This is a genomic window from Actinomadura graeca (assembly GCF_019175365.1).
Classification (GTDB): Bacteria; Actinomycetota; Actinomycetes; order Streptosporangiales; family Streptosporangiaceae; genus Spirillospora; species Spirillospora graeca.
Window position 1 is genome coordinate 5,958,058 of sequence record NZ_CP059572.1, and the last position, 25,304, is coordinate 5,983,361.

Genomic DNA, 25,304 nt, shown 5'->3' on the forward strand with positions numbered 1-25,304 from the left:
CGTGTGAGGGTCGTCACGGAAAAGTGCTAGCTGGAGCGCTTGCAATTGCAAGCGCGGTCGCGCAGTCTGGGGGTATGGCGGGTTCCAAGGTCGGCTCCATCGGGGAGTACATCCGCGAGCAGCGCACGCGGGCGAAGATCTCGCTGCGGCAGCTCGCGGACGTCTCGGGCATTTCCAACCCGTACCTGAGCCAGATCGAGCGCGGGCTGCGCAAGCCGAGCGCGGAGATCCTCCAGCAGATCGCCAAGGGTCTGCGGATCTCCGCCGAGGTGCTGTACGTGCAGGCCGGGATCCTTGAGGACCGCGAGGCCGACACCGATGTGATGGCCGCCGTCCGGGCGGATCCCGCCCTGACGGAGCGGCAGAAGCAGGTGCTGCTCGACATCTACGCCTCGTTCCTCAAGGAGAACGAGGCCGTCGGCGTGCCCGCCGACGAGCGCGCCGCGCCTGAGGACGAGCCTGCACAGCAACGGCAGACAACGCGAACCGGGAAGGAAGAAGTCGGATGACGCTGGCCAGCAACCTCCGAGAGAACAAGGCGGTCCACACCGTGGCCGGCGCCGGTGATCTCGCGGTGGAGAAGCTCCGCGAGGTCCCCGAGCAGGTGACCAGGGCGCGGGAGGCCGCGACGAGGTACCAGGACCGGGCCCGTGAGGCGGCGACGCGGTACCAGGGCGACGTCCGGGGGACGGTCGGCCGGGCCCGCGAGCAGGTCCGCGAGGCCGTGGACCGCTACCGCGGCGAGGTCATCAAGGTGCAGGAGCGGGTGGAGGTCAAGGACCTGCCCGGCGCCGCCGTCGCCTACGTGACCCAGGTCGGCGCCAGGACGGCCGGGTTCATCGACGAGCTCGCCGAACGCGGCAAGAAGGTCGTGCACCGTGAGGACGACGAGGTCGCCGAGATCACCGTGGGCAGGCCCACGCCGAGGAAGCCCGCCTAGGCACACGCGCCCCCGCGTGCCGTGAAGCACGGCGCCCGTGGCGGGCACGAGGGACCGGAGCCCGAGACCGGGCGGCCCGGCCGGGAACACCCGGCCGGGCCTTGTCGTCTTCCTGGTGACGGCGCTTCCCCGGGGCCCGGGCTGGACAAGCCGCATAGGGTTGAACGGTGATCCCGAATGAGCGACACGGAGTCGCCGTCCGAGACAGGCAGGAGCGCTGATCGCCGGTGGCGGACTTCAATGTGCTGGACTACTTCTTCTGGCTTCTCCTCATCATCGCGTTCGTGATGGAGGCGTGGGCGCTGTTCGACGCGCTCACCGTGCCGGACGGGGCGTTCTCCGCGGCCGGGAAGCTCAGCAAGAAGCTGTGGCTGATCATCCTGATCGTGGCGGCGGTGCTCGGCGTCGCGCACGCGGTTGCGCCGGGCGCGCTCGGGATCCGGCCGATCGGCCTGCTGCTCGGCATCCTGCCGGTCGCCGCGTTCATCGCGGCCGCCGTGTACCTGGCGGACGTCCGTCCCGCGGTCGCGCCCTACAAGAAGAAGAACGGCGGCCGCGGCGGCTCGAACATGGGCCCGTACGGCCCCTGGTGACCGCCGTCCGGCAAGGGAGCGGTGTGCCGGGCCGTGGTTGCCGACCGTGGGGCCGCGGCACACCGCTCGCTCAGCGTGGCTGCCGCTGGAAGAGGACGTACAGCCAGGTCATGGACGGGACGAGGATCAGCGCGCCGGCGCCCAGCGCCACGAAGACCGCCTTCAGGACGGCGTCCTCGGCGGCGGCCCCGGCCAGGTCCAGGCCGGACATCTCCGCCGCGCCCCACAGGACCGCCACCACGGCCAGCCCGGCCGTCACGCGTACCGACAGGTAGGCGCGGCGCAGCAGCAGGACGAGTGACGCAGCGCCCGCCGCGGCCGACAGCAGGATCAGCGGGGAGCGCACGCCGAGGGCGGCGGCGCCGGGGAGGGCCAGCAGGCCGACGGCGGTGCCGGACAGGAAGGCGTAGCCGCGGAAGCGCAGCGAGGCGTCGTCGTCGGCGAGGCGCCGCGCGTCCCAGATCAGGTAGACGGCGGCGAGGTAGGCGCACAGGGCGGTGGTGAGGATGCCGCCGTACACGCCCGCGAGGCTCAGCCACGACGACCCGCCCGTGGCGACGGCCGTCGCGACCGCACCGAGGCAGTACGGGGTGATCATCGACGAGGCGCCGAACACCCGGCGGTACCAGCGCTGGTCCGGGCCGCCGTGGGGCGTCCCGCCGCCGGGACCGGAGTCGGCCTTGCCGAACACGAAGGTGCTGCCGCGGGCCACGATGCCGAGGGCGGCCAGGGACAGCGGGATCCAGTGCACGGACATCACGTCCGCGAAGATCGGCGGGAAGGCCGTCCAGGTCATCACCATCACGAAGATCAGCCAGACGTGGTTGGCCTCCCACAGCGGGCCCATGGCGTGTTCGATGACCGTCCGGTCGGACGGGCGGGAGACCAGGTGCCAGAGCCCGGCGCCGAAGTCCGCGCCGCCGAACAGCAGGTAGGCCGAGAGCCCGGCGAGGATGAGGGCCATGGCGGTCTGGGTCATCGGACGGTCTCCAGTTCGGGTTCGGCGACCGGGGCGGGGGGCGTGTGGCGCATCCTGCGCAGGACGCTGATCGTCGCGGCGGCGAGGACGGTGTAGACGGCGAGGACGATGTACAGGCCGTAGCGCAGGCCCGGGTTCGGGTTGATCGCCTCCTCGGTGCGCATCACCCCGTAGACGATCCAGGGCTGCCGCCCGACCTCGGTGGTCGTCCAGCCCGCCTCCATGGCGACGGCGGCCATCAGGCCGGTGAGGGCGGCGGCGCGGAGGAACCACGGCCTCCAGGGCAGATCGCGGTGGCCGCGGCGGCGCAGCCACCAGGCGAGGGCCCACCAGGCGGCGAGGGCCAGCAGGACCATACCGAGCGCGATCATGATCTCGAAGGAGGTCTTGACGACCTCGGCGGGCGGGCGGTCGCCCGCCGGGATCGCGTCCATGCCGCGCAGGGTGGCGTGGGCGTCGAACCGCAGCATCAGGGAGAGGGCGTTCGGGATCTCGAAGACCGCGAAGCGGAACGGCTGCCCGGCCTCGGTGTGCTCGATGCCCTCCATGGCGGCGAACTTGGCGGGCTGGTTGTCGGCGACGAACCGCACCGCCCAGTCGCCCACGATCACCTGGAGCGGGGCGCAGACCGCGCCGAGCGAGAACGGGATGGCGAAGCCGATCCGGTTGTAGCGGTCGTCGCGCCCGGCCTTGCGGTCGCGCAGGAGCCCGACCGCATACACCGACGCCACGATGAACCCGCAGACCATGAGCGACGCGAGGATCAGGTGGACGGCCTGGACGGGCGTGGCGGGGTTGAACATCGCGGCCAGCGGATCGACGTCGGTGACCTTGCCGTCGACCAGCTTGAAGCCCCGCGGCTGGTTCATCCAGGAGTTGACCGTGAGGACGAACGACGCCGACAGCAGCCCCGCGACCACGACGGGGATCCCCGTGAGGAAGTGGGCGCGGGGGGAGAGGCGGTCCCAGCCGTACAGGTAGACGCCCATGAAGATCGCCTCGATGAAGAAGGCGATGCCCTCCAGCGCGAACGCGGTGCCGAACACCTGCCCGTACTTGTCCATGAAGCCCGGCCAGAGCGTGCCCATCTCGAAGGACAGGACGGTGCCGGACACGGCGCCGACGGCGAACAGCACGCCCGCGGCCTTCATCCAGCGCCGGGCGAGCTCGGCGTAGACGGCGTCGCCGGTGCGCAGCGCGCGCCATTCGGCGAGCAGGGTGAGGGCGGGCAGGCCGATGCCGATCGAGGCCAGCACGATGTGGAAGCCCAGGGTGAAGGCCATCTGCTGGCGCGCGGCCATGAAGTCGGCCGGGGACGCGGCGCCCTGCCCGGTGAGGAGCGCGACGGTGCTCATACGACCCAATGTAGTACTACAAGTCGTAGTACTAAAGCCCGTAGTACTACCTGACGTGGTGACATGGCTCTCCATCGGATAGCCTGGCTCGCGTGAAGGGTCTGGGAGAGCTTGAACGCACGGTCATGGAGATCCTGTGGGCGCGTGAGGACGCCGGCATCGAGGCCGCCACGGCCCGGGACGTGAGCCGCGCGCTCGCCGGGGACCGCGATCTCGCGCACACCACGGTCATGACCGTCCTCGACAGGCTCGCCAAGAAGGGCTTCCTCGAACGCGAGCGCGACGGGCGGGCCTGGCGCTACCAGCCGGTGGCCAGCCGTGAGGGCTATGTCACCGAGCTGATGCTCGGTGCCCTCAACGAGACCGGCGACCGCGATGCCGCCCTGGCCCATTTCGTCCGCTCGGTCTCCAGCGACGAGATCGACGTGATCCGCCAGGCCCTGGCCAGCCTCACGAGTAAGGAACCACCGGCATGACCGGCACCGCCCTGCTCGCATTGATCTCCCTGGCGACGATCGGCGGGGCGCACCTGCTGTCCCGGGCCCATTGGACGTGGCGGACGCCGCGCACCGGGATCGCGCTCTGGCAGGCCCTCGGGCTGTGCTGGGGCGTCGCCACCATCGGCGCGCTCCTCGGACTCGCGCTGCTGCCCTACGGCAGGGGCATCGCGGGCGGGGTGCCGGGCCTGTTCGACGACCAGGCGGCCCGGCTGGACGCGCCGCACCTGGCGGCGCTGCTGGCTGCGGTCAGCCTCACCTGCGTGCTGCTGGTGATGCTGATGTACGCGGTGGTGCGTGTCGTGCGGGCGCGCGCGCGGCACCGGGCCTTGCTGGCCCTGGTGTCGCGGCGGGACTCGGCCGTGCCCGGGACGCTGGTCCTGGACCACCCGGGGGCCGCCGCCTACTGCGTGCCGGGCGTCCGGTCGTCGAAGGTCGTGGTCAGCGCCGGGACGATGGAGCTGCTCGACCGTGCGGAGCTGGCCGCCGTGCTCGCGCACGAGCGCGCCCACGCCCGCGAGCGCCACGACCTGGTGCTGCTGCCGTTCGCGTCGCTGCGGCAGGTGTTCCCGCAGTTCCGGCTGGTCGGACGGTGCCTGGACGCGGTGGAGCTGCTGATCGAGATGGCCGCCGACGACCGAGCCCGCTCGGGACGGCCGCCGCGCGAGCTGGCGACCGCGCTGCTGCGGTTCGCCGCGGCGCGTCCCGCCGCCGCGCCGTCCGGGACGCTCGGGGTCGCCTCCGCCGGTGACATCCCGGTGATGGCGCGCGTGAACCGGCTCCTGGAGCCGCAGGCGCTGCCGCGGGCGACCCGCGTCGCCGCCACCGTCGCCGTGCCGGTCATCGCGGGCCTGCCGCTGCTGCTGATCGCCCTGCCCCACTGAAACGCCCTGCCCTGCTTGCGCCGCCTGCCTTGCTCAATCGGCCTGCCCTGCTGATCCGTGCGGGCCGGGGTCCGGGCGGCGCAGGACGAGGAGGGCGACGGCGAGCGCCGCCACGAGCAGGCCCGCCGAGACGGCGAAGGCCAGGTGGTAGCCGGAGGTCAGCGCGGTGGCCTCGTCCCGGCCGTCCGCCCGCAGGCCCGCGGTGCGGGAGGCGGCGAGCGTGGTCAGGACCGCGACGCCGAGGGCCATGCCCACCTGCTGGACGGTGGTGAACAGCCCCGAGGCGAGGCCCGCGTCCTGCGGTCCGGCGCCGGACATGCCGAGCCCGGTCAGCGCCGGCAGGACGAGCCCGGCCCCGGCGACCAGCACGAACACCGGGAGCAGATCGGGGACGTACGCGGCGTCCGCCGGGACGGTGGCGAGCCGGGCCATCGCGCCGGCGAGCAGGACCAGCCCGGCCACCAGGACGAGACGCTCGCCGAACCGCCCGGACAGGCGCGCGGAGACCAGCAGCGACACCGCGCCGATCGCGACGGCCGCCGGGAGCATCGCCAGACCCGTGTCGAGCGCCCCATAGCCGAGGACCTTCTGCATGTAGAGGGCGACGATGACCTGGAACGCGAACATCGCCGACAGGGTCAGCAGCTGGACGAGATAGGCGCCGGAGACGTTGCGCGAGCGCAGGAACCGCAGCGGCATCAGCGGCGTCGCGGCGGTCGCCTGCCGGAAGGCGAAGGCCGCGAGGAGGACCAGGGAAACGGCGCCGAGGACGAGGGTGTGCGCGGCGAGCCAGCCGTGCCGCTCCACCTTGACCACGGTGTAGATCCCCAGCATCAGGCCGGAGGTGACGAGTACGGCGCCCAGGGCGTCGGCTCCGGCCGCTATCCCGGCGCCGCGGTCGCGCGGCAGCGCGGGGAGCGCCAGAAGGATCGTGGCGGCGCCGATCGGCAGGTTGACGAGGAAGATCCAGTGCCAGCTCAGGGTGTCGGTGAGCACCCCGCCGAGCACCTGCCCGATGGACGCCCCGGCGGCGCCGGTGAAGCTGAGGATCCCGATCGCGCGGGCGCGTTCGCGGGCGCCGGTGAACAGCGTCACGAGGATGCCGAGGACGACGGCGGAGGCCAGGGCGCTCCCGACGCCCTGGAGGAACCGGGCGGCGATCAGCAGGGCCGGGCCGGTCGCGGCGCCCGCCAGCAGGGACGCGGCCGTGAACAGGGCGTTCCCGGCCAGGAACAGCGCCTTGCGGCCGAGCAGGTCGCCGAGCCGCCCGGCGAGGAGCAGCAGGCCGCCCAGGGGGATCAGGTAGGCGTTGACGATCCAGCTCAGCCCGGCGGAGGAGAAGCCGAGGTCCTGCTGGATGGCGGGCATCGCCACGGTGACGATGCTGCCGTCCAGGATCGTCATGAGCATCGTCGCGGACAGCACGCCCAGCGCGGCCCAGCGGGACCGCGGCAGGGAGACGCTTTCCGGCGACGGCGACGGCGGCACCTGCGCCTGCGCCTGCGTCTGCGCCTGTGCGGCGGGGGAGGCGGGCGGCTGCGATGCGGGCCGCGGGGAGGGGTGTGAGGAGGACATGGTCGGCTCCTGTTCCGGGGACACAGGAGAGACCGTAGCAGATAGTTTCGTAACAGACGATCCCTTGCAGACCTACTTCGTCCGCTGCCTGGCCCGCCGCACCGGCCGCGGGTTCTCGGCGGGGGTGCTCAGATGGCCTTCGGCCAGGATCCGCAGGGCGCTCAGGAAGGCCGCGCGCGTCTCGTCCGGCAGCGCGTCGAGGGCCGCGCGGTGCACGCGGTCGACGACCTCCCGGCTCCGGGCGGCGGCCCGCTCGCCCGCCTCGGTGACCGCGATGACGCGGGCGCGGCGGTCGGCCGTGGACGGGCGGCGCTCGGCGAGGCCGTCCTTCTCCAGGGCGTCGACGGTCACGACCATGGTGGTCTTGTCCATGTCGCCGATCTCGGCGAGCTCGATCTGGGTGCGCTCCGCCTCCAGGGCGTGCACCAGGACGCAGTGCATCCGCGGCGTGAGGCCGATCTCTGCGAGGGCCGCCGTCATCTGGGTCTTCAGGACGTGCGAGGTGTGGTCGAGGAAGAACGACAGGTCCGGTTCGGCGTTCGCGGGGGCGAGGGCGGTCATCCGCCCAGCGTACCCACATGGTTCCGTTCTGGATTATCTGCTTGCCGCCGTATCCGGTCGGCTATCCTGGGCGCGTGAACCGCACCGCGTGTCAGGGCTGGTGGCCGTCCTAGGACGGCCGATGCCCCACGCCCCGGGCCGTCCGCTGGACGGCCCTCTTCCTTCTCCGTGACCCGGAGGCCGTCCCGCCGGACGCGCCCCCCGAACCGGAGGAGAGACCCGTGCAGACCACCACCCCCGACGAGACCGACGTCCAGCGCCGTGAGCTGGAGGAACGCGTCGCCGCAGACCCGGCCGCGTTCCGCGTCCTGACCGGCGACCGGCCCACCGGCCCGCTCCACCTCGGCCACTACTTCGGCACGCTCGCCAACCGCGTCCGCCTCCAGCGGGCGGGCGTCGAGCTGTTCGTCCTGGTCGCCGACTACCAGGTGCTCACCGACCGGGACGTGGCCGACCACCTGGACGAGCACGTGGAGGGTCTGGTCGCCGACTACCTGGCCGCCGGGGTCGACCCGTCCGCCGCGACGGTGTTCCGGCACAGCGCCGTGCCCGCGCTCAACCAGCTGATGCTCCCGTTCCTGTCGCTGGTGTCGATCGCGGAGCTGCGCCGCAACCCGACCGTGAAGGACGAGATCTCCGCGTCCCGGCAGACGTCGGTCAGCGGGCTCATGTTCACCTATCCCGTCCACCAGGCCGCCGACATCCTGTTCTGCAAGGCGAACCTCGTCCCGGTCGGCAGGGACCAGCTCCCGCACCAGGAGATCACCCGGACGATCGCGCGCCGCTTCAACGAGCGGTACGGGCCCGTCTTCCCGGTGCCGGACGCCCTGCTGTCGGACGCGCCGCTGCTGCTCGGCACGGACGGGCGGAAGATGGGCAAGAGCCGCGGCAACGCCGTCGCGCTGTCGGCGACCGCGGACGAGACGGCCCGGCTGATCAGGCGCGCGGTCACCGACGACGACCGGCACATCGCCTACGCGCCCGAGACCCGCCCGGGGGTGTCCAACCTCGTCCTGATCGCCGCGCTCTGCCAGGGCCGCGACCCGCACGAGGTCGCCGGCGAGATCGGGTCCGGTGGCGCCGCGGCGCTCAAGCGGACCGTGACCGAGGCGGTGAACGAGTTCCTGCGCCCCCTCCGCGCCCGCCGCGCCGAGCTCGCCGCCGACCGCGCCTACCTGCGCGGGGTGCTCGCCGACGGCGACGCCCGCGCCAACGCGATGGCGGACCGCACGCTCGCCGAGGTCAGGGAGGCGATGTCCGGTCCGGGCCGGGGCGGACGCTGAAGGCGGCGGGTGGTCGGCGGCGGCAGGCGGCGGGCGGCGGGCGGCAGGCGGCGGGCGGCGGATCAGCCCGCGGTGAGGCCGCTCCCGTCCGCGAGGGTGCCCAGCGTGCGCGCGACGACGGCGCGCTCACCCGGCGGGAGGGCCGCCGCGATCTGGTCGTCGACGGACCGGGCCGCGGCGGCGCACTGGGCGAGGAGCCGCCGTCCCTCGCCGGTGAGGGTCAGCACCTGGCGCCGCCGGTCGCGCGGATCGCGGACGCGCTCGATCGCCCCGAGCCGCACCAGGTGGTCGGCCAGGGAGACCACGAGGCTCGGCACGACGCCCATCGTCGCGGCCACGTCGAGCTGGGACGCGGCGAGGCCCCGGCTGACGACCGCCAGCAGCCCCGCGTGCTTCGGTTTGAGGCCGAGCGGCGCGAGCGCCTCGGCGAACCGGTCCGTCGCGAGCGCGCCGAGCGTCACCAGCTGGAACGTCAGCGTCCCCGGCAGCGCCGCGTGAGGCGCCCCGGACGGGCCGGGCGGCGGGGGCGTCCCGTCCGGCGTCCCGTCCGGCGACCCGGGGGGCGGCTCGACGTCGGTCATGGCCGCGATGCTATGCGAGGGCGCGCACGGCGCCCGCCGGGCGTGTCCCGCCAAAGAGTAGAACGGAATTCTTCGTTCCCATATTATGGAGGCATGGACAGCACCACGCAGGCGCCCATGAGCGGGCGCAAGGCGCAGGCGGCGCGCAACGACGAGCTGATCCGCGAGGCGGCGCGGGCGGTGTTCACCGCCGATCCGGGCGCGCCGATCTCCGCCGTCGCCGAGCACGCCGGGGTCGGCATCAGCGCCCTCTACCGCCGGTACAAGAGCAAGGAGGACCTGCTCCAGCGCCTCGCCGACGACGGGATGGACCGCTATCTCGCCGAGGTGGAGGCGGCCCTCGCCGACGAGGGCGACCCGTGGGCGGCCTTCGCCGGCTTCATGCGCCGCTGCCTGGACATCGGCGCCGGCTCCCTCACCATGCGGCTCGCTGGGACCTTCGAGGTCACCGAGGCGATGAGCGAGAAGGGCCGGCGGATCCACGCCGCCACCCAGCGCCTGCTCGACCGGTCGAAGGAGGCGGGTGTGCTGCGTCCCGGGATCGAGGTCGGGGACGTCTCCGTCCTGCTGGAGCACCTGCACACGATCAGGATCGGCGACGACGAGCGCATGAACCGGCTCCAGCACCGCTACCTCGCCCTGATGCTGGACGCCCTGCGCCTGACGGACGCCGGGGAGCTGCCGGGTCCTCCTCCGACCTGGCAGGAGCTCCGGGGCCGGTATGACGACTGATCCCGCGCCCGTCCTCGGGCGGCGGGACCTCAACCGCGCCCTGCTCGCGCGCCAGATGCTGCTCGCCCGCCGGGAGATGCCCGCGCTCGACGCGATCGAGCACCTCGTCGGGATGCAGTCCCAGGCGCCGAACCCGCCCTACATCGGCCTGTGGAGCAGGCTGGAGGGCTTCGTGTTCGACGAGCTGGCCGGGCTGATGCGCGACCGGCACGCCCTGCGGATCGTGCTGATGCGCGGCACGCTGCACCTGGTCAGCGCCCGCGACGCCCGCGCGCTGCGTCCCCTGACCCAGGTGGTGCTCGACAACTATCTGCGCAGCCCGCGCGGCAGGCGGCTCCAGGACGTGGACCTCGCCGCCGTCGCGGCGTGGGCCCGGACGCGGCTGGAGCGGGAGCCCCTCTCCGACAAGGAGCTGCGGGCGCTGCTGGCCGAGCGGTGGCCGGATGAGGACGCCGAGCTCCTGGGATGGGCGGTCCGGACGGCCCTGCCGCTCGTGCAGGTCCCGCCGCGCGGCATCTGGGGCGCCTCCGGCCTCGCCCGGCACACGACCCTGGAGAACTGGCTGGGCCCGGCGGACGCCGGTGGCGCGGCCGTCGAGCCGTCGGTGGACGCGATGGTGCGGCGCTACCTGGGGGCGTTCGGGCCCGCGTCCGTCCTGGACGTGCAGCAGTGGTCGGGTCTCACGCGGCTGGGCGAGGTCGTCGAGCGGCTCCTGCCGGAGCTGCGCGTCTTCCGCGACGAGGACGGTCGGACGCTCTACGACCTGCCCGGCGCGCCGCGTCCGGATCCTGGCACCCCGGCGCCGGTGCGGTTCGTCCCCGACTTCGACAACCTGCTGCTGTCCCATGCCGACCGGGCGCGGATCATCACCGAGGAGCACCGCAAGCGGGTCTTCACCATCAACGGCATCATCCGCGCCACGTTCCTGGTCGACGGGTTCGTCCACGGCATGTGGCGGATCGAGAGGAAGCGCGGGACGGCGACGCTGCACATCGACCCCTTCGGCCCCGTCCCGGACGCGGAACGGACCGCCCTGGCGGAGGAGGGAGGCCGCCTTCTCGCCGCCGCCCATCCGGACGCGGGCGAACGCGCCGTCGCCTTCTCCGGCTGAGACGCGCGGCCTTGGCGCCTCAGGGCGGCGTGGGTGCGCAGGGGGCTTCGTGGTCGGGGTCCAGGGATTCGAGGAGGGTGTGGAGCGTCTCGCGGAAGCGGAGCATCTGCTCGCGGTCCAGCGGCGCGAACAGGTGCCGCCTGACCTCGGCGACGTGCCCGGGGGCGGCCTCGGCGAGGACGTCGAAGCCCTCGTCGGTCAGCTCGGCGATCGTGGTGCGGCGGTCGGTCTCGTGCTTGACGCGCCGGACCCAGCCGTATCCCTCCAGCCGGTTGACGGCGTGGGAGAGCCTGCTGGGGGACGAGTGGACGATCTCGGCCAGGTCGGTCATGGTCAGGGCCCGCCCGGGGGCCTCCGACAGCATCGCCAGGATCATGTAGTAGGTGTGCGGCATCCCCGAGTCGCGTTGCAGCTGCCGGTCGAGGGCCTCGTTCAGCAGCCGCGAAGTCCACAGGAAGGCGCGCCAGGTGTCCTGTTCGTCGGCGTCGAGCCACTGCGGTCCGGTCATGCGCACCAGACTACCTTGTTACTTGAAACTTCAAGCATCCTTGGTTATTGTTGAACTCTCAAATACTTGACCTGGGGGATGACATGACCCGGATGCCGGTGCTCTACCTCAGCCACGGCGCCCCGCCGCTGGCCGACGACGCAGTCTGGACCGCCGAGCTGGCCCGCTGGTCGGCGGATCTGCCCCGCCCGGAGGCGATCCTGATGGTGTCGGCGCACTGGGAGGAGGCGCCGCTCACCGTGGGCGCCACCCGCACGGTGCCGCTGGTCTACGACTTCTGGGGCTTCCCCGAGCACTACTACCGCGTCCGGTACGAGGCGCCCGGCGCACCCGGCCTCGCCGAGGACGTGCGGAGGCTCGTGCCCGGCGTCCACCAGGACGAGGAGCGCGGGCTGGACCACGGCGCCTACGTGCCGCTGGTGGAGATGTTCCCGGACGCCGACATCCCGGTGCTCCAGATGTCCATGCCGTCGCTGGAGCCCGCGCGGCTCTTCGAGGTCGGCCGGAGCCTGGCGCCGCTGCGCGACCAGGGCGTCCTCATCGTGGGGAGCGGCTTCACCACGCACAACCTGCGGGAGCTGTCCCCCGGCGCCGACGCGTCGCCGCCCGCGTGGTCGGCCGAGTTCGACGACTGGACGGACCGCGCGGTCCGGGGCGGCGACATCGACGCCCTGCTGGACTTCCGCGCCAAGGCCCCCGCCGCGCGCATCGCCCACCCCCGCGCCGAGCACTTCGCCCCGCTCTTCGTGGCCCTCGGCGCCGACGCGGACGCGCCGTCCGGGCGCCGGTCCGTCGTCGACGGCTACTGGTTCGGGCTGGCGAAGCGGTCGTTCCAGTTCGGATGAGGTCGGATGGGTCTTGTCACGTTCCCGTCAAGTCGCGGTGTCAGCCCATCTCGGCGAAGCCGGTGCGCCACGACGGGATCTGCGGCTTCCAGCCGAGGCCGAGCGCCTTGGCGTTGGAGACCGGACGGCCCGTGACGGCCGCGTGCCGCGCGGTCGGCGGTGTCGGCGCGCCCAGGGCGGCGCTGTAGACCGGCAGCCAGTCGGCCGCCGCGGCGGGCTCGTCGTCGACGATGTTGACCGCCCCGGCGGGCCAGTCGAGGGCGGCCAGCGCGGCGGTCGCGGCGTCGTCGGCGTGCACGAACGACGTCCACGCGGGGCTCAGGCTCATGTTCCCGGCCCGGACCCGCTTGGCGATCGCGCCGCCCGGCGCGTACCAGGTGCCGGGGCCGTAGAGCGCGCCGTACCGCAGGACGACGCCGCGCGGCATCTCGGCGACGGCCTCCTCCAGCGCCGCGACGCCCTCGTAGGGCGGCAGCGTCGGGTCCAGCGGGTCGGTCTCGACGGCCATCTCGTCGCCCGCCACGTACAGCCAGGCGATGCTCTGCGCGATCATGGTCTCCACGCCCGCGGCCCGCGCGGCGTCCACCAGGTTGCGGGTGCCCTCGATCCGCAGGTGCGAGTTGGCCTCGAAATCCTCCCCGCTGAGGTCGGTGAGCTGGTGGATGATCGCGTCCGGGCGCTCGGCCTCGACGGCCTCGCGGACAGCGGCGGCGTCCAGGACGTCCACGACGACCGGCGACGCCCCGTACCCGCGGACGGCCGCGGCGCGCGCCTCCCGGCGCGTCGTCCCGGCGACCTCGTGGCCCGCCTGGACGAGCAGGGGTATCAGCCGGCGGCCGACGACTCCGGTCGCACCGGCGAGAAGGATCTTCAAGGGGGTAACCTCCACGACTTTCACGCCTTTGTGGTCGTCTCGAACGGCAGGATAGGCAGTGACTTCTCTCCAGGTCACGCCCGACCCTGGGGTTGGACGTCCCACGGCTGTGGCCGGACGGGGGGCGGACGGCGCGCACCGCCCCCGGAGCGCCGCCCGCCATGAGGGTACCGCCGGTGGGCGGCACCATGCGTTTCGTGCCTTCCTCCGGGGATAATTCTCCCCTCTGGTGCGTGGCACGGCAGATCGGGGGGCGGCGAGATGAAGATCAGCCTGGTCCGGGGCGACATCACACAACAGCAGGTCGGCGCGGTGGTCAACGCCGCGAACTCCTCCCTGCTGGGCGGCGGCGGAGTGGACGGCGCGATCCACCGCAGGGGCGGTCCGGCGATCCTCGACGAATGCCGCAGGCTGCGCGCGGCGCAGTACGGCGGGGGGCTGCCGACCGGCCAGGCGGTCGCGACGACGGCGGGCGAGCTGCCCGCGCAGTGGGTGATCCACACCGTCGGCCCCGTCTACTCGCCGTCCGAAGACCGCTCTGACCAGCTCGCCTCCTGCTATCGCGAGTCCCTGCGGGTGGCCGACGAGCTGGGCGTCGACTCGATCGCGTTCCCCGCCGTGTCCGCCGGGATCTACGGCTGGCCGGTCAACGACGCCGCCCGGATCGCCGTCACCACCGTCCGATCGACCCCTACCCAGGTTTCGGACGCCCGTTTCGTATTGTTCACCCCGGAGGCCTACGACGCCTTCGAACGCGCCACCGCCCTGCCCTGACCCGCCGCCCTGCCCTGACCGCCCGCCCTGCCCCGACCCGTCCGCGCCTTTGGAGCGCCCCCGGCGTGGCCCTTACTCGTCGGTCTTGGGCGGCGGGACGACGAGCGTCGGCCGGTGGACGTGGTGCAGCACCCGCGTCGACACGCTGCCCAGCAGGACCGAGCGCGCCCCCGCGAGCCCGCGGGACCCCGTCACGATGAGGGACGCGTTCAGCTCGTCCGCGACGTCCACGATCGTGGCCCAGACGGGTCCGGTCCCGCGCTCGGCGCGCGGCGTCACCTCGGTCAGCCCGGCGGCGAGCGCGAGATCGGCGCCCTGCCGCGCGAGTGCCTCGGCCTGCTTCTCCTCCTCGTACTGGTCGTCCTGGAGGTCGGTGGTCACGGGGGCGGCGGCGGCCAGGGGCGCCCAGGAGAGCTGCATCAGCAGTGGCTCCCAGACCGTCAGGATCACGGTGGGCTCCGGCCGGACGTGGCGCGCCGCGTACTCGACGGCGGTCCGGGCGTCGTCGGAGCCGTCGTAGGCGATGAGAACCGTCATACCGGTGACATTCCACGCGGCGGCCTCGTCGAACACCCCCGCGCCCCGGCAGTGGCCAACCTCTCACGGGGCGGGAGAATCGACGGATGGCCCGGACGCCCAAGCCGCAGGGGGAGGTGACGCGCGGCACGACCGCGCCCAACCGCCTGCGCCGCGTGGACCGCTGGATCGCCGCCACCCAGGCCGCGGCGCTGCGCTCCGGCGCGTCCCCCCTGGCGGTCGACCTCGGGTACGGCGCGTCGCCGGTGACGACGTTCGAGCTGTACACCCGGCTCCGCGCGGTCGCGCCGCGGCTGGAGGTCGTCGGCGTCGAGATCGAGCCCGGCCGGGTCGCGGCCGGGACCGCCTTCCTCGACGTCACCGGCCCCCACGAGGGGCTGTCGTTCCGGCGCGGCGGGTTCGAGCTGCCCGTCCCGCGCCCGCCCGCGCTGGTCAGGGCTTTCAACGTGCTCCGCCAGTACGACGAGGCCGCGGCCTGGCGCGCCTGGGACGGCCTGCGCGCCCGGCTCGCGCCCGGCGGCGTCCTCGTCGAGGGGACGTGCGACGAGGTCGGACGCCGCGCCGTCTGGGTCGCGCTCGGCGCGGAGGGGCCGCGGACGATCACCTTCGCCGCCCACCTCCGCACGCTGGACCGCCCCTCGGCCCTGGCGGAGCGGCTGCCGAAGACGCTGATCCACCGGAACGTCCCGGGGGAGCCCGTCCACGACCTGCTCACCGCGTTCGACCGCTGCTGGGCGACGGCGGCGCCGCACTCGGCGTTCGGCCCCCGCGCCCGCTGGACCGAGGCGGTGGCGCTCCTGGCCCGGACCTGGCCCGTCGTGACGGCCCCGCCGTACGGCGGGCGCCGCAGGTGGCGCCTGGGCGAGGTGACCCTGCCCTGGACGGCCGTGTCGCCCGCCGAAGGCCCCTGACCGCCTTCCCCGGCCGTCAGGGTTCGCGGTGCAGCCGGTGCGGGGCGGCCTGGACGCGCGGCTGGACGTCGATCCGGTCGATGTTGACGTGCGGCGGGCGGGTGACGGCCCACGCCACGCAGTCGGCGACGTCGTCGGCGACCAGCGGCTCGGGCACGCCCACGTACGGCTTGGCGGCCTTCTCCTCGTCCCCGCGGAACCGCACCAGGGAGAACTCCTCCGTCTTCACCAGGCCCGGGGCGACCTCGGTGACGCGGACCGGCTGGGCCACCAGTTCCAGGCGCAGCACCTCGTTGACCGCGTACGCGGCGTGCTTGGCCGCGTTGTAGCCGCCCCCGCCCTCGTACGGGACGTGCCCCGCGAGCGAGGTGATGTTCACCACATGCCCGTCGCCGCTCTCGATCAGCGCGGGGAGCAGCGCCTTCGTGACCCGCGCCAGCCCGAGGACGTTGGTCTCGAACATCGCCCGCCAGTCGGCGAGGTCGGCCGTGGCGACGCTGTCGAGGCCGATGGCGCCCCCGGCGTTGTTGACCAGGACGTGGCAGCCGCCGACCGCCGCCGCCAGCGCGTCCACCGACGCCTGCGACGTCACGTCCAGCCCGATCGCGGCGATCCTGCCCGCGCCCGGCACGTTCTCGCCGATCTCCTTGGCCAGCGCGTCGAGGCGGTCCTTGCGCCGTGCCGCCAGGACGACGTGGAAGCCCTCCGCCGCCAGGCGCCTGGCCGTGGCCGCCCCGATTCCGCTGCTCGCTCCTGTCACCACCGCGGTCTTACGCATGGGCCCAGCCTTCCAGACGGACCCGCGGGCGATCCGGTCCGTCATGCCCGCAGTGAGATCGATCACCGAAATCCGTTCGCACGGTTGCCACCCGCGCGATGGGAACAGCTAACGCGGTCGATAGGTTGCACTACCGGAGGTGGTGTCCGGTGTCGCGTCGTATCAACCGGGTTGCGACAGTCAGTGTCCATACTTCCCCTCTTGACCAGCCGGGGACCGGCGACGCGGGAGGCATGAACGTCTACATCGTCGAGGTCGCCCGGCGTCTCGCCGCCCGGGGGATCGAGGTCGACATCTTCACCCGTGCCACCTCGCGCGCGCTCCCGCCGGTCGCCGAGCTGGCCCCCGGCGTCCTCGTCCGGCACGTCGTGTCCGGCCCCTTCGAGGAGCTGGACAAGGGCGAGCTGCCCCGGCACCTGTGCGGCTTCACCTCCGGCGTGCTGCGCGCCGAGGCGGCCCACGAGCCCGGCCACTACGACGTCCTGCACACCCATTACTGGCTCTCCGGGCAGGCCGGATGGGCGGCGAAGCGGCGCTGGGGCGTCCCGCTCGTCCACTCCATGCACACGATGGCCAAGGTCAAGAACTCCGCGCTCGCCGACGGCGACAAGCCCGAGCCGGACGAGCGCGTGCTCGGCGAGGAGCAGGTCGTCGCGTCCGCCGACCAGCTCGTCGCCAACACCGCCGAGGAGGCCCGCGACCTGATCGGGCTGTACGGGGCCGACCCGGCGCGGGTCGCGACCGCCAGCCCCGGCGTCGATCTGTCCCGGTTCCGCCCCGAGTCGCCGCTGCTCGCCCGCAGCACCGGCCTGCTCCCGCACCGGACCGGCCCCGCGCGCCGCCGCCTCGGCCTGCCGCGCGAGGCGTACGTCCTGCTGTTCGTCGGCCGGATCCAGCCTCTGAAGGCCCCCGACGTGCTGCTGCGCGCCGCCGCACGGATGATCGCCGACGACCCGTCCCTGGGCTCCCGCCTGGTCGTCGCGGTGGTCGGCGGGCCGAGCGGCAGCGGCCGGTGCCGCCCCGAGGGGCTCCAGGCGCTGGCGGCCGAGCTGGGCATCGCCGACGTCGTCCGGTTCGAGCCGCCGAGCCCGCAGCCCGTCCTCGCCGACTGGTACCGGGCGGCGGACGTCACCGTCGTGCCCTCCCACAGCGAGTCGTTCGGCCTCGTCGCCGTCGAGTCGCAGGCGTGCGGCACCCCGGTCGTCGCCGCCCGCGTCGGCGGCCTGCGCACGGCCGTCGCCGACGGCGAGTCCGGGATGCTGGTCCCCGGCCACGACCCCGCCGCGTACGCCGCCGTCCTGCGCCGCCTGCACGCCGAGCCCGGCCTGCACGCCCGGCTGGCCCGCGGCGCCGTCCGCCACGCCCAGGGCTTCGGCTGGGACGCCACCGTGGACCGGCTCGTCGAGGTGTATACCGGTGCCATGTCCCTGCCGGCCGCCCGCCCCGCCCCGCCCCTGCTGACGCCGCCGCTCACCGCCGCCGAGGTCACCGCGTGACCCCCGCCGAGACCATCCGGCGGACCCTGGACGACGCCGGGCTGGAGTACGACGAGCCGCGCGGGAACGCGTTCTTCGTCAAGCTCCCCGGACAGCACAAGCTGGCCACCATGACCTGGCTGATCGTCGGCGACCACAGCCTGCACGTGGAGGCGTTCTTCTGCCGCCGTCCCGACGAGAACCACGCCGGCTTCTACCGCTTCCTGCTGGAGAAGAACGGCCGCATGTACGGGGTGTCCTTCGCGCTGGACGACGTCGGCGACGTCCACCTGGTCGGCAGGGTCTCCCTCGGCTCCGTCACCCCGGACGAGGTCGACCGGCTCCTCGGCTGCGTCCTCACCTACTCCGACGAGAACTTCGACAAGGCCCTCGAACTCGGGTTCACATCGTCCATCCGGCGGGAGTGGGACTGGCGGGTCAAACGGGGCGAGAGCCTGGCCAACCTGCGGGCGTTCGCGTCGTTCGCCGACCCGGCCAACCGCGAGGAGCCCCCGGCGGGCCGCTAGGCTTTGGTGTCATGGCGACGTTGGTATTGCTCCGGCATGGCGAAAGCGTGTGGAACGCCGAAGGGCTGTTCACCGGCTGGGTGGACGTGGACCTGTCCGCGAAGGGCGAGAGCGAGGCGACCCGGGGCGGCGACCTGCTCCTGGACGCCGACATCACCCCGGACGTGGTGCACACCTCCCTGCTGAAGCGGGCCATCCGCACCGCCAACATCGCGCTGGACGTCGCGGACCTCCTCTGGATCCCCGTCCGCCGCTCCTGGCGGCTCAACGAGCGCCACTACGGGGCGCTCCAGGGCAAGAACAAGGCGCAGACCCGTGAGGAGTTCGGCGAGCAGCAGTTCATGACCTGGCGCCGCTCCTACGACACCCCGCCGCCCCCGATCAAGGACGACGACCCGCTCTCGCAGGTGAACGACCTGCGCTACGCCGAGCTCCCGTCCGAGCTGATCCCGCGCACCGAGTGCCTCGCCGACGTCGTCGACCGCCTCCTGCCCTACTGGTACGACGCGATCGTCCCCGACCTCGCCGCCGGGAGGACCGTCCTGGTCGCCGCGCACGGCAACTCCCTCCGCGCCCTCGTCAAGCACCTGGACGACGTCACCGACGAGCAGATCGTCGGCCTGAACATCCCCACCGGCATCCCCCTCGTCTACGAGCTGGACGACGACTTCGCCCCGCTCAAGCGCGGGGGCGAGTACCTCGACCCGGCCGCCGCCAAGGCCGCGATCGAGGCCGTCAAGAACCAGGGCGCCGCCAAGAAGAAGTAGCCGCCTCGGCGGGAGCGGCCGCCTCGGCGGGAGCGGCCGGGCTCAGCGTTCCAGCAGGTCCCGCAGGGCCTTCGCGACGACCTGCGGCGCCTCCTCGGCCATGAAGTGCCCGCACGTGACGGTCGTGTGCCGCAGGTCGGGCGCCCACCGGCGCCAGAGGGCCGCCGCGTCGAACCCGAGCGCCGCGCCCCAGTCCTGCTGGAGCACGCTCACCGGCATGCGCAGCCGGACGCCCGCGTCGAGGCCGGCCCGGTCGTGCTCGATGTCGATCCCGGCGGACGCGCGGTAGTCGGCCACGATCGACGGCACCGCCGGTCGGCTCGCCTCCAGGTAAGCGCCGCGCACGTCGGCCGGGATCGCGGCGGGGTCGTTCGCCCAGACGTCGAGGAAATGGCCGAAGAACGCGTCCGCGCTCGCCTCGATCATCGTCTCGGGCAGGCCGGGCGGCTGCGCCATCAGGAACAGGTGGAAGCCGACCGTCGCGGACGCGCCGCGCATCGCGTCCCACATGTCCAGGGTCGGCAGGACGTCGAGGCATGCCAGGTGCGTAATGGTCTCCGGGTGGTCGAGCCCTGCGCGGAAGGCGACCAGGGCCCCGCGGTCGTGCCCGGCCAGCGCGAACCGGTCGTGGCCCAGCGCGCGCGCCAGCGCGACTATGTCGGCGGCCATGGTCCGCTTGGAGTACACATCGGGACCGGTCTCGCCGGGCTTGTCGCTGTCGCCGTAGCCGCGCAGGTCCGGGCAGATCACGGTGTGGTCGGCCGCGAGGTCGGCGGCCACGTGCCGCCACATCAGGTGGGTCTGCGGGAAGCCGTGCAGCAGCACGACGGGGCTCCCCGAGCCGCCGACGGCCGCGTTCAGCGACACGCCCTCCGCGACCGGGACGCGCCGCCGGTCGAAACCGGTGATGGCAGGTGCCATGATCTCGCTCCTCTCGTCGAGGCCCCCAGCCTCGCCGCCGCGGATGAGCAACGGATGAGCGCTGGATAGCGTGGGGGACGTGTTCGGTGTGCTGGGACCCGTGACGGCCTGGGACGGCGCCGGTAACGCGATCGACCTGAAGGGCCCGCGGCACCGCGCCGTCCTGGCCCGCCTGATCATCGCCCGCGGCCGCGTCGTCCCCGTCGGCCGCCTCGTCGACGACCTGTGGACGGCCCCGCCCGAGGGCGCTGTCGCCGCCGTCCGCACCTTCGTCGCCGCCCTGCGCCGCGCCCTCGAACCCGAGCGTCCGCCCCGCGCGCGCCCCCGGCTACTGGTGACCGAGGGCCCCGGATACGCCCTGCGCACCAGCGACGTGGACGCCTGGTGGTTCGAGGACGCCGCGTCCGCGACGTCACCGGCCCGCCTGGAGGAGGCCCTCGCCCGGTGGCGCGGCCCCGCCTACGCCGACTTCGCGGACGAGCCCTGGACCCAGGCCGAACGCTCCCGCCTGGCCGAACTCCGCCTGCGCACCGTCGAGCGGCTGGGCGAGGCCCGCCTGTCCCGGGGGCTGGCGGCCGAGGCGGTACCGGACCTGGACGCGCACACCTCCGACCACCCCTGGCGCGAGGACGCCTGGCGCCTGCTGGCCCTGGCCCTCTACCGCTCCGGCAGGCAGGGCGACGCCCTCGCCGTCCTGCGCCGCGCGCGGGCCCTCCTGGTCGAGGAACTGGGCGTGGATCCCGGCCCGTCCCTCCAGCGTCTCGAAGCGGACATCCTCCGCCAGGACGACCATCTCGGCGGTGACGCGGCGGCCCGGGTGTGGAGCCGGACGGCCGCCGCCTACGACCGCACCGTCGCGTCCGGCGCCCGCTCCCGCCTGGAGTCGGCGGCCGGGCTCCTGCGCGACCTCGCGGTGACCGGGGGCGGCGGCCTGGAGGCGGCCCGCGAGCACCGGATGGCCGCCATCGCGGCGGCCGAGGAGCTGGGCGACGCCGAGCTGACGGCCCGCATGATCGGCGCCTACGACGTCCCGGCGATCTGGACCCGCTCCGACGACCCGCACCAGGCCGCCCAGGTCGTGGCCGCCGCCGAGCGGGCCCTGACCGCCCTCCCGCCCGCCCGCGCCGCGGATGGACGGCCACTGGACGGACACGCCGTGGATGGGCCCGGCGCCGAGGGCCGCGCCGCGATCCGCGCGCGCCTGCTGGCCACCATCGCCCTGGAGTCGCGCGGCACCCGCTCCACGCGCGGCATGGAGGCCGCCCGCCAGGCCGAGGCCATCGCCCGGCGCCTGGACGATCCCGCCCTGCTGGCCTTCGCGCTCAACGCCGTGTTCATGCAGACGTTCACCCGGACGGGCCTGGCCCCCGAACGCGACCGGATCGGCGCCGAGCTGGTCGCCCTCGCCGGGCGCCACGGCCTCGTCAACGCCGAGATCCTGGGCCATCTCGTCCGGCTCCAGGCCAGAAGCGCCCTGGCGGACTTCTCCGCCGCCGACCGGCACGCGTCCGCCGCCGACGCCCTCGCCGCGCGCCACGAACGGCCGCTCGTCACCGTCTTCACGGAGTGGTACCGGGCGATGCGCCAGGCCGCCACCGGGCAGGCGTCCGAGTCCGCCTACCGGGACGCCGCGGCACTCCTGGACGGAGCGGGCATGCCCGGACTGGAGAACGGCCTCCTCCCGCTGGCCCTGCTCTCGTTGCGCGTACTGGACGACCGGCCCGCCCCGATCGAGCCCCTGGACTGGGGACCGTACGAACCCTGGGCCCGTCCGCTGGTGCTTCTGGCACGGAACCGTCCCGCCGAGGCGGCGGCCGCCGTCCGCCGGGTACCGGACCCACCCAGGGACCTCCTGCAAGAAGCCCTCTGGTGCCTGGCCGCCCGCGCCGCCATCGCCGTGGGCGACCGGACCACGATGCTGCGCGCCCGCGCCGCGCTGACCCCCGCGAAGCGCGAGCTGGCGGGAGCCGCCAGCGGCCTGCTCACGCTGGGGCCCGTGAAGACCCATCTGGCCGACCTCGTCCGGGCCCTCTGATAGCCCTCCGATAGCGCGCCGGCCGGGAACGCCGGAACCGGTGTCCGGCGTGACCCGCGATCCTTCATGATTACGCTGCGCATTCAGTTGATGACAACTAGCATCGACCCCCGAGAGGCCCAGGTGAGGGCCTCCTCACCCCCCCCTCCAGAACTCGATGACCGATGGAGCCGGACCATGGCCACAGGAAGGCACATCCCCACAGTCGCGAGCGCACGGCTGGCGCGGGAACTGCGCGCCCGGCGGGAGAGGGCCGGGTTCAACCAGGAAATCGTGGCCGAGGAGATGGGGTGGGCCGAAAGCAAGCTCTACCGCATCGAGAACGACAAGAGCCGCGTCCTGCAACGGGACGTGAAGCGGCTGCTCGCCATGTACGGCGTCGACGGCCAGGAGGCCGACTCGCTCGTGGAATTGGCGCGCCTGGCCCGTGAACCCGACTGGTGGCACCGGTACTCCGGGTCGATTCCGAAGTGGTTCCAGGTCTATGTCGTCTCGGAGGCCACCGCGTCCCACATCGTCGGCTACGAATCGGAATTGGTGCCCGGCATCATGCAGACCAGGGGGTACGCGCGGGCCGTCCTCACCACCACGCCGGTGCCCGAGGCCGACGAGAAGGTCGAGGAGAGGATCATCGTCCGGGTGACGCGCCAGGCGCGGCTGACCGCGGACGAGCCGCTCGATGTGCGTTTCATCCTGAACGAGGCGGTCGTCCGGCGCACCGTGGGCGGGCGGGAGATCATGCGCGAGCAGATCGAGCATCTGATCAGGCTCGCTGAACTGCCCAACGTCACCTTGCAGATCCTGCCTTTCGCCGCCGGAGAACACGGCGCGATGCACGGCGCGTTCAAGCTGCTGCGGTTCTCCGGAGGAGACGACGCCGACAAGGTGTACATCGAACAGCACATCGGCAGTCTCTCGACGCAGAAACCGCATGAGGTCGGCCGGTACACGCTGATGTTCGACCACTTGCGCGTGCAGGCCCTGGGCCCCGAGCAGACCCTCGCGATGCTGCGCGAGGTGGCCGCGGCACTGACGTAGGAATCATCCCCGCCCCGGCGTGAAAGAACCCGTCGTGGCCCCCCGAGCGGCCACGACGGGTTCTTCTCCGGGCTGTCAGGCGGCTCAGGGGGAATCGATGATCTCTTCGGGGCGCTGCCCCGTCACCAGGTAGACGACGTTCTCCGCGACGTGGACCGCGTGGTCGGCGAACCGCTCGAAGTAGCGGCCGGCGAGCGTGATGTCGATGGCGGGCTCGACGCCGTGCCGCCACTTGGGGGACAGCAGCATGTCGAAGAGGCGCCGGTGGAGCCGGTCCATCTGGTCGTCGTCCGCGTCGAGCTCCAGGCCCATCTCGACGTCCTGGGACGCGATCACGCTGCCGGTCTTGGCGATCATGCGTTCGGCGATCTGGCCCATCTCCAGGACGGTCGCCTGGAGCTCCGGCGGGACGGCCGACTCGGGGTGGCGGCGGCGGGCCGTCCGGGCGATGTGCACCGCCAGGTCGCCCATGCGCTCCAGGTCACCGCTCATCCGCAGCGCCGTGATCAGCGTGCGCAGGTCGCCCGCGACCGGCTGCTGCCGCGCCATGAGGTCGAAGACGGTCTCCTCGATCTCGGAGTAGATCTTGTTCACCAGCTCGTCCCCGCTGATGACCTCTTCGGACAGGCGGAGGTCGGCGTCCAGCAGCGCGGTCACCGCGCGGGCCATCGCGGACCGGACGAGCCGGGTCATCTCCACCAGCTTGTCGGAGAGGGAGTCGAGCTCCTCATGGTAGGCGTCGCGCAATTCAGCATCCCTGGGTGATGGGGGTTCGTATGTGGGGTGAAAGGGACGAAAGGGGGTGCCCCACCTGGTCGGCGGGCGGACTCGCCCACGCCACAGCCTGCCTGACCAGCGTGAACCAACCCATAGAAGAAGGTGAACTTTCGGCGAACGAGGGCGTTGGTCCTGGCCGGGTGGGGCAGTCCGGGCCGGATCGCCGCTTACGATCCGTGGTGTGGAGGTCGAGATTGTCGCGAGCCTGACCGGGCTTGCCGGGCTCGCGATCGGGCTCGCTACTGGATTGGCGGTGCGCGTGTCCGAGCGAGCCCAGCGTGCGGTGGTACCGGCGGCGCCCGTCGGCGCGCTGCCCCCCGGCGTCGCCTCGGTGCTCAGTGTCCTGAGGTCCTCGGCCGTCGTGGTGGACGGCGAGGACCGGGTGCTGCGCGCCAGCTCGGCGGCGCGCGCGTTCGGCATGGTCAGCGGCGACCGGCTCGTCCTGGACGAGCTGCTCGCGATGGCCCGCCTCGTCCGCCGGGACGGCGAGATCCGCGAGACCGAGATCCAGGTCGGCCCGGCGCGCGGACGCGGCCGCGGACGCGGGCGTGCCGACGGCCGCTGGTTCGCCGTCCGCGTCGCTCCGCTCGGGTCGCATGGCCTCGTCCTCGTCCTCGCCGAGGATCTCACCGAACTGCGGCGGACGGAGGCGATCCGGCGGGATTTCGTGGCCAATGTCAGTCACGAGCTGAAGACCCCGGTGGGCGCGCTGTCCCTGCTGGCCGAGACGGTCGAGGGGGCGGCCGACGACCCCGAGGCCGTCCGGCGCTTCGCCGCGCGGATGCAGCACGAGTCGGTGCGCCTCACCAACCTCGTCCAGGACCTCATGACGCTGTCGCGGATCCAGGGCGACGAGCCGCTGCCGGAACTGCACCCGGTCGGGCTCGACGAGATCACCGTGGAGGCCCTCGACCGCTGCCAGATCAAGGCGTCCGCCAAGGACATCGAGCTCACCACCGGAGGCCAGGACGGCCTCAAGGTGCGCGGCGACGAGGAACTGCTGATCACCGCGCTCCGCAACCTGATCGACAACGCCGTCGCCTACAGCCCCGAGCACACCCGCGTCGTCGTCTCGACGCGCAGGTGCGACGAGGGGCACGTCGAGATCAACGTGACCGACCAGGGCATCGGCATCCCGGACGGCGAGGTGGAACGGATCTTCGAGCGTTTCTACCGGGTCGACCCGGCCCGGTCCCGCCAGACCGGCGGCACCGGCCTCGGCCTGGCGATCGTCAAGCATGTCACCACCAAGCACGGCGGCGAGGTGACGGTGTGGAGCAAGGAGGGGTCCGGATCGACCTTCACCATCAGGCTCCCGCTGCTCAGGTCGTCCGCCCCCGGTGTGTCCCCCGCGGCCGGCGCCACCGGACCGGCCGCATCGCCCCGCCCCGAAGGCGGTGCGTCCGTCGCCCGCCCAACCCCGCACAACCCCTGAGGAACGGCGTG

The 25,304-nt window shown here is 73.2% G+C and carries 28 protein-coding genes; 17 read left to right on the plus strand and 11 right to left on the minus strand.

The features are described from left to right. Positions 1-74 precede the first annotated feature (74 nt). The 3 genes from AGRA3207_RS26385 (at position 75) to AGRA3207_RS26395 (ending at position 1,533) form a co-directional block, all read left to right on the plus strand. Positions 75-509: a helix-turn-helix domain-containing protein gene (locus AGRA3207_RS26385; RefSeq protein WP_231329701.1), complete on the plus strand. Its 435-nt coding sequence runs from the start codon at positions 75-77 to the stop codon at positions 507-509. Beyond that, a complete protein-coding gene (locus AGRA3207_RS26390) occupies positions 506-940 on the plus strand; it encodes a hypothetical protein (RefSeq protein ID WP_231329702.1) in 435 nt (144 codons plus the stop codon). Before AGRA3207_RS26385 ends, AGRA3207_RS26390 begins: the two co-directional genes overlap by 4 nt. Before the next feature lie 227 nt (positions 941-1,167). Then, positions 1,168-1,533 carry a DUF2516 family protein gene (locus AGRA3207_RS26395; RefSeq protein ID WP_231329703.1) on the plus strand — a complete coding sequence of 122 codons (366 nt, stop codon included), beginning with the start codon at positions 1,168-1,170 and terminating at the stop codon, positions 1,531-1,533. 70 nt (positions 1,534-1,603) lie between these two features. Here the strand turns inward: AGRA3207_RS26395 and AGRA3207_RS26400 are convergent, their stop codons facing one another. Together AGRA3207_RS26400 and AGRA3207_RS26405 are read right to left on the minus strand one after the other, a co-directional pair. Beyond that, positions 1,604-2,512 (minus strand): cytochrome d ubiquinol oxidase subunit II, encoded by a 909-nt coding sequence (locus AGRA3207_RS26400; RefSeq protein WP_231329704.1) that lies wholly within the window; start codon positions 2,510-2,512, stop codon positions 1,604-1,606. Continuing rightward, positions 2,509-3,867 (minus strand): cytochrome ubiquinol oxidase subunit I, encoded by a 1,359-nt coding sequence (locus tag AGRA3207_RS26405; protein WP_231329705.1) that lies wholly within the window; start codon positions 3,865-3,867, stop codon positions 2,509-2,511. Before AGRA3207_RS26405 ends, AGRA3207_RS26400 begins: the two co-directional genes overlap by 4 nt. 92 nt (positions 3,868-3,959) lie before the next feature. Here AGRA3207_RS26405 and AGRA3207_RS26410 point away from each other — a divergent pair, with 92 nt between their 5' ends. After that, positions 3,960-4,343, plus strand: coding sequence for a BlaI/MecI/CopY family transcriptional regulator (locus AGRA3207_RS26410; RefSeq protein WP_273699942.1), 384 nt, complete (start codon positions 3,960-3,962; stop codon positions 4,341-4,343). Further along, entirely contained in the window at positions 4,340-5,248 is a 909-nt protein-coding gene (locus AGRA3207_RS26415) for a M56 family metallopeptidase (protein WP_231329706.1), read from the plus strand. The genes AGRA3207_RS26410 and AGRA3207_RS26415 overlap by 4 nt, the downstream gene beginning before the upstream one ends. 33 nt (positions 5,249-5,281) lie before the next feature. On the opposite strand, the gene AGRA3207_RS26420 is transcribed toward AGRA3207_RS26415, so the two are convergent. Both AGRA3207_RS26420 and AGRA3207_RS26425 read right to left on the minus strand, forming a co-directional pair. After that, positions 5,282-6,823, minus strand: coding sequence for an MFS transporter (locus AGRA3207_RS26420; protein ID WP_231329707.1), 1,542 nt, complete (start codon positions 6,821-6,823; stop codon positions 5,282-5,284). Positions 6,824-6,895: 72 nt separating this feature from the next. Next, on the minus strand, positions 6,896-7,384 hold the full coding sequence (locus AGRA3207_RS26425) for a MarR family winged helix-turn-helix transcriptional regulator (protein WP_231329708.1): 489 nt from the start codon (positions 7,382-7,384) through the stop codon (positions 6,896-6,898). 221 nt (positions 7,385-7,605) lie between these two features. Here AGRA3207_RS26425 and trpS point away from each other — a divergent pair, with 221 nt between their 5' ends. After that, on the plus strand, positions 7,606-8,667 hold the full coding sequence (trpS, locus tag AGRA3207_RS26430; protein ID WP_231329709.1) for a tryptophan--tRNA ligase: 1,062 nt from the start codon (positions 7,606-7,608) through the stop codon (positions 8,665-8,667). A gap of 62 nt (positions 8,668-8,729) precedes the next feature. Here trpS and AGRA3207_RS26435 read toward each other — a convergent pair whose 3' ends face one another. Then, positions 8,730-9,248 (minus strand): MarR family winged helix-turn-helix transcriptional regulator, encoded by a 519-nt coding sequence (locus tag AGRA3207_RS26435; RefSeq protein ID WP_231329710.1) that lies wholly within the window; start codon positions 9,246-9,248, stop codon positions 8,730-8,732. Positions 9,249-9,341: 93 nt separating this feature from the next. On the opposite strand from AGRA3207_RS26435, the gene AGRA3207_RS26440 reads away from it, so the two are divergent. Together AGRA3207_RS26440 and AGRA3207_RS26445 are read left to right on the plus strand one after the other, a co-directional pair. Then, on the plus strand, positions 9,342-9,980 hold the full coding sequence (locus tag AGRA3207_RS26440) for a TetR/AcrR family transcriptional regulator (RefSeq protein ID WP_231329711.1): 639 nt from the start codon (positions 9,342-9,344) through the stop codon (positions 9,978-9,980). Then, the gene (locus AGRA3207_RS26445; protein WP_231329712.1) at positions 9,970-11,091 is read left to right on the plus strand and encodes a winged helix DNA-binding domain-containing protein; all 1,122 of its coding nucleotides are present in this window, start codon (positions 9,970-9,972) and stop codon (positions 11,089-11,091) included. Before AGRA3207_RS26440 ends, AGRA3207_RS26445 begins: the two co-directional genes overlap by 11 nt. A 19-nt stretch (positions 11,092-11,110) precedes the next feature. Here AGRA3207_RS26445 and AGRA3207_RS26450 read toward each other — a convergent pair whose 3' ends face one another. Further along, positions 11,111-11,599, minus strand: a complete 489-nt coding sequence (locus AGRA3207_RS26450; RefSeq protein ID WP_231329713.1) for a MarR family winged helix-turn-helix transcriptional regulator — start codon at positions 11,597-11,599, stop codon at positions 11,111-11,113. Between the two features lie 83 nt (positions 11,600-11,682). On the opposite strand from AGRA3207_RS26450, the gene AGRA3207_RS26455 reads away from it, so the two are divergent. Continuing rightward, the gene (locus AGRA3207_RS26455) at positions 11,683-12,444 is read left to right on the plus strand and encodes a dioxygenase family protein (RefSeq protein ID WP_338028222.1); all 762 of its coding nucleotides are present in this window, start codon (positions 11,683-11,685) and stop codon (positions 12,442-12,444) included. A 40-nt stretch (positions 12,445-12,484) separates the two neighbouring features. Here the strand turns inward: AGRA3207_RS26455 and AGRA3207_RS26460 are convergent, their stop codons facing one another. Further along, positions 12,485-13,318 carry an NAD-dependent epimerase/dehydratase family protein gene (locus AGRA3207_RS26460; RefSeq protein WP_231329714.1) on the minus strand — a complete coding sequence of 278 codons (834 nt, stop codon included), beginning with the start codon at positions 13,316-13,318 and terminating at the stop codon, positions 12,485-12,487. Positions 13,319-13,579: 261 nt separating this feature from the next. On the opposite strand from AGRA3207_RS26460, the gene AGRA3207_RS26465 reads away from it, so the two are divergent. Continuing rightward, entirely contained in the window at positions 13,580-14,092 is a 513-nt protein-coding gene (locus tag AGRA3207_RS26465) for an O-acetyl-ADP-ribose deacetylase (RefSeq protein ID WP_231329715.1), read from the plus strand. A gap of 72 nt (positions 14,093-14,164) precedes the next feature. On the opposite strand, the gene AGRA3207_RS26470 is transcribed toward AGRA3207_RS26465, so the two are convergent. Next, positions 14,165-14,629, minus strand: coding sequence for a universal stress protein (locus tag AGRA3207_RS26470; protein ID WP_231329716.1), 465 nt, complete (start codon positions 14,627-14,629; stop codon positions 14,165-14,167). Between the two features lie 86 nt (positions 14,630-14,715). On the opposite strand from AGRA3207_RS26470, the gene AGRA3207_RS26475 reads away from it, so the two are divergent. After that, positions 14,716-15,540: a class I SAM-dependent methyltransferase gene (locus AGRA3207_RS26475; protein ID WP_231329717.1), complete on the plus strand. Its 825-nt coding sequence runs from the start codon at positions 14,716-14,718 to the stop codon at positions 15,538-15,540. 16 nt (positions 15,541-15,556) lie between these two features. On the opposite strand, the gene AGRA3207_RS26480 is transcribed toward AGRA3207_RS26475, so the two are convergent. Next, entirely contained in the window at positions 15,557-16,318 is a 762-nt protein-coding gene (locus AGRA3207_RS26480) for an SDR family NAD(P)-dependent oxidoreductase (RefSeq protein ID WP_231329718.1), read from the minus strand. A gap of 149 nt (positions 16,319-16,467) precedes the next feature. Here AGRA3207_RS26480 and mshA point away from each other — a divergent pair, with 149 nt between their 5' ends. The 3 genes from mshA to AGRA3207_RS26495 are packed head-to-tail and all read left to right on the plus strand — an operon-like array spanning position 16,468 to position 19,087. Next, positions 16,468-17,814 (plus strand): D-inositol-3-phosphate glycosyltransferase, encoded by a 1,347-nt coding sequence (mshA, locus tag AGRA3207_RS26485; protein WP_231329719.1) that lies wholly within the window; start codon positions 16,468-16,470, stop codon positions 17,812-17,814. Next, on the plus strand, positions 17,811-18,320 hold the full coding sequence (locus AGRA3207_RS26490; RefSeq protein WP_231329720.1) for a type III secretion system chaperone family protein: 510 nt from the start codon (positions 17,811-17,813) through the stop codon (positions 18,318-18,320). The genes mshA and AGRA3207_RS26490 overlap by 4 nt, the downstream gene beginning before the upstream one ends. Before the next feature lie 11 nt (positions 18,321-18,331). Continuing rightward, on the plus strand, positions 18,332-19,087 hold the full coding sequence (locus AGRA3207_RS26495; protein ID WP_231329721.1) for a phosphoglyceromutase: 756 nt from the start codon (positions 18,332-18,334) through the stop codon (positions 19,085-19,087). 42 nt (positions 19,088-19,129) lie between these two features. Here the strand turns inward: AGRA3207_RS26495 and AGRA3207_RS26500 are convergent, their stop codons facing one another. Continuing rightward, positions 19,130-20,008, minus strand: a complete 879-nt coding sequence (locus AGRA3207_RS26500; RefSeq protein WP_231329722.1) for an alpha/beta fold hydrolase — start codon at positions 20,006-20,008, stop codon at positions 19,130-19,132. Between the two features lie 70 nt (positions 20,009-20,078). Here AGRA3207_RS26500 and AGRA3207_RS26505 point away from each other — a divergent pair, with 70 nt between their 5' ends. Together AGRA3207_RS26505 and AGRA3207_RS26510 are read left to right on the plus strand one after the other, a co-directional pair. After that, positions 20,079-22,043 carry a BTAD domain-containing putative transcriptional regulator gene (locus AGRA3207_RS26505; RefSeq protein ID WP_231329723.1) on the plus strand — a complete coding sequence of 655 codons (1,965 nt, stop codon included), beginning with the start codon at positions 20,079-20,081 and terminating at the stop codon, positions 22,041-22,043. Between the two features lie 177 nt (positions 22,044-22,220). Beyond that, positions 22,221-23,081, plus strand: a complete 861-nt coding sequence (locus AGRA3207_RS26510; RefSeq protein ID WP_231329724.1) for a helix-turn-helix domain-containing protein — start codon at positions 22,221-22,223, stop codon at positions 23,079-23,081. A gap of 84 nt (positions 23,082-23,165) precedes the next feature. Here AGRA3207_RS26510 and phoU read toward each other — a convergent pair whose 3' ends face one another. Beyond that, positions 23,166-23,828: a phosphate signaling complex protein PhoU gene (gene phoU, locus AGRA3207_RS26515; protein ID WP_231329725.1), complete on the minus strand. Its 663-nt coding sequence runs from the start codon at positions 23,826-23,828 to the stop codon at positions 23,166-23,168. 211 nt (positions 23,829-24,039) lie between these two features. Here phoU and AGRA3207_RS26520 point away from each other — a divergent pair, with 211 nt between their 5' ends. Beyond that, positions 24,040-25,293 carry a sensor histidine kinase gene (locus AGRA3207_RS26520; RefSeq protein WP_231329726.1) on the plus strand — a complete coding sequence of 418 codons (1,254 nt, stop codon included), beginning with the start codon at positions 24,040-24,042 and terminating at the stop codon, positions 25,291-25,293. Positions 25,294-25,304 lie beyond the last annotated feature (11 nt).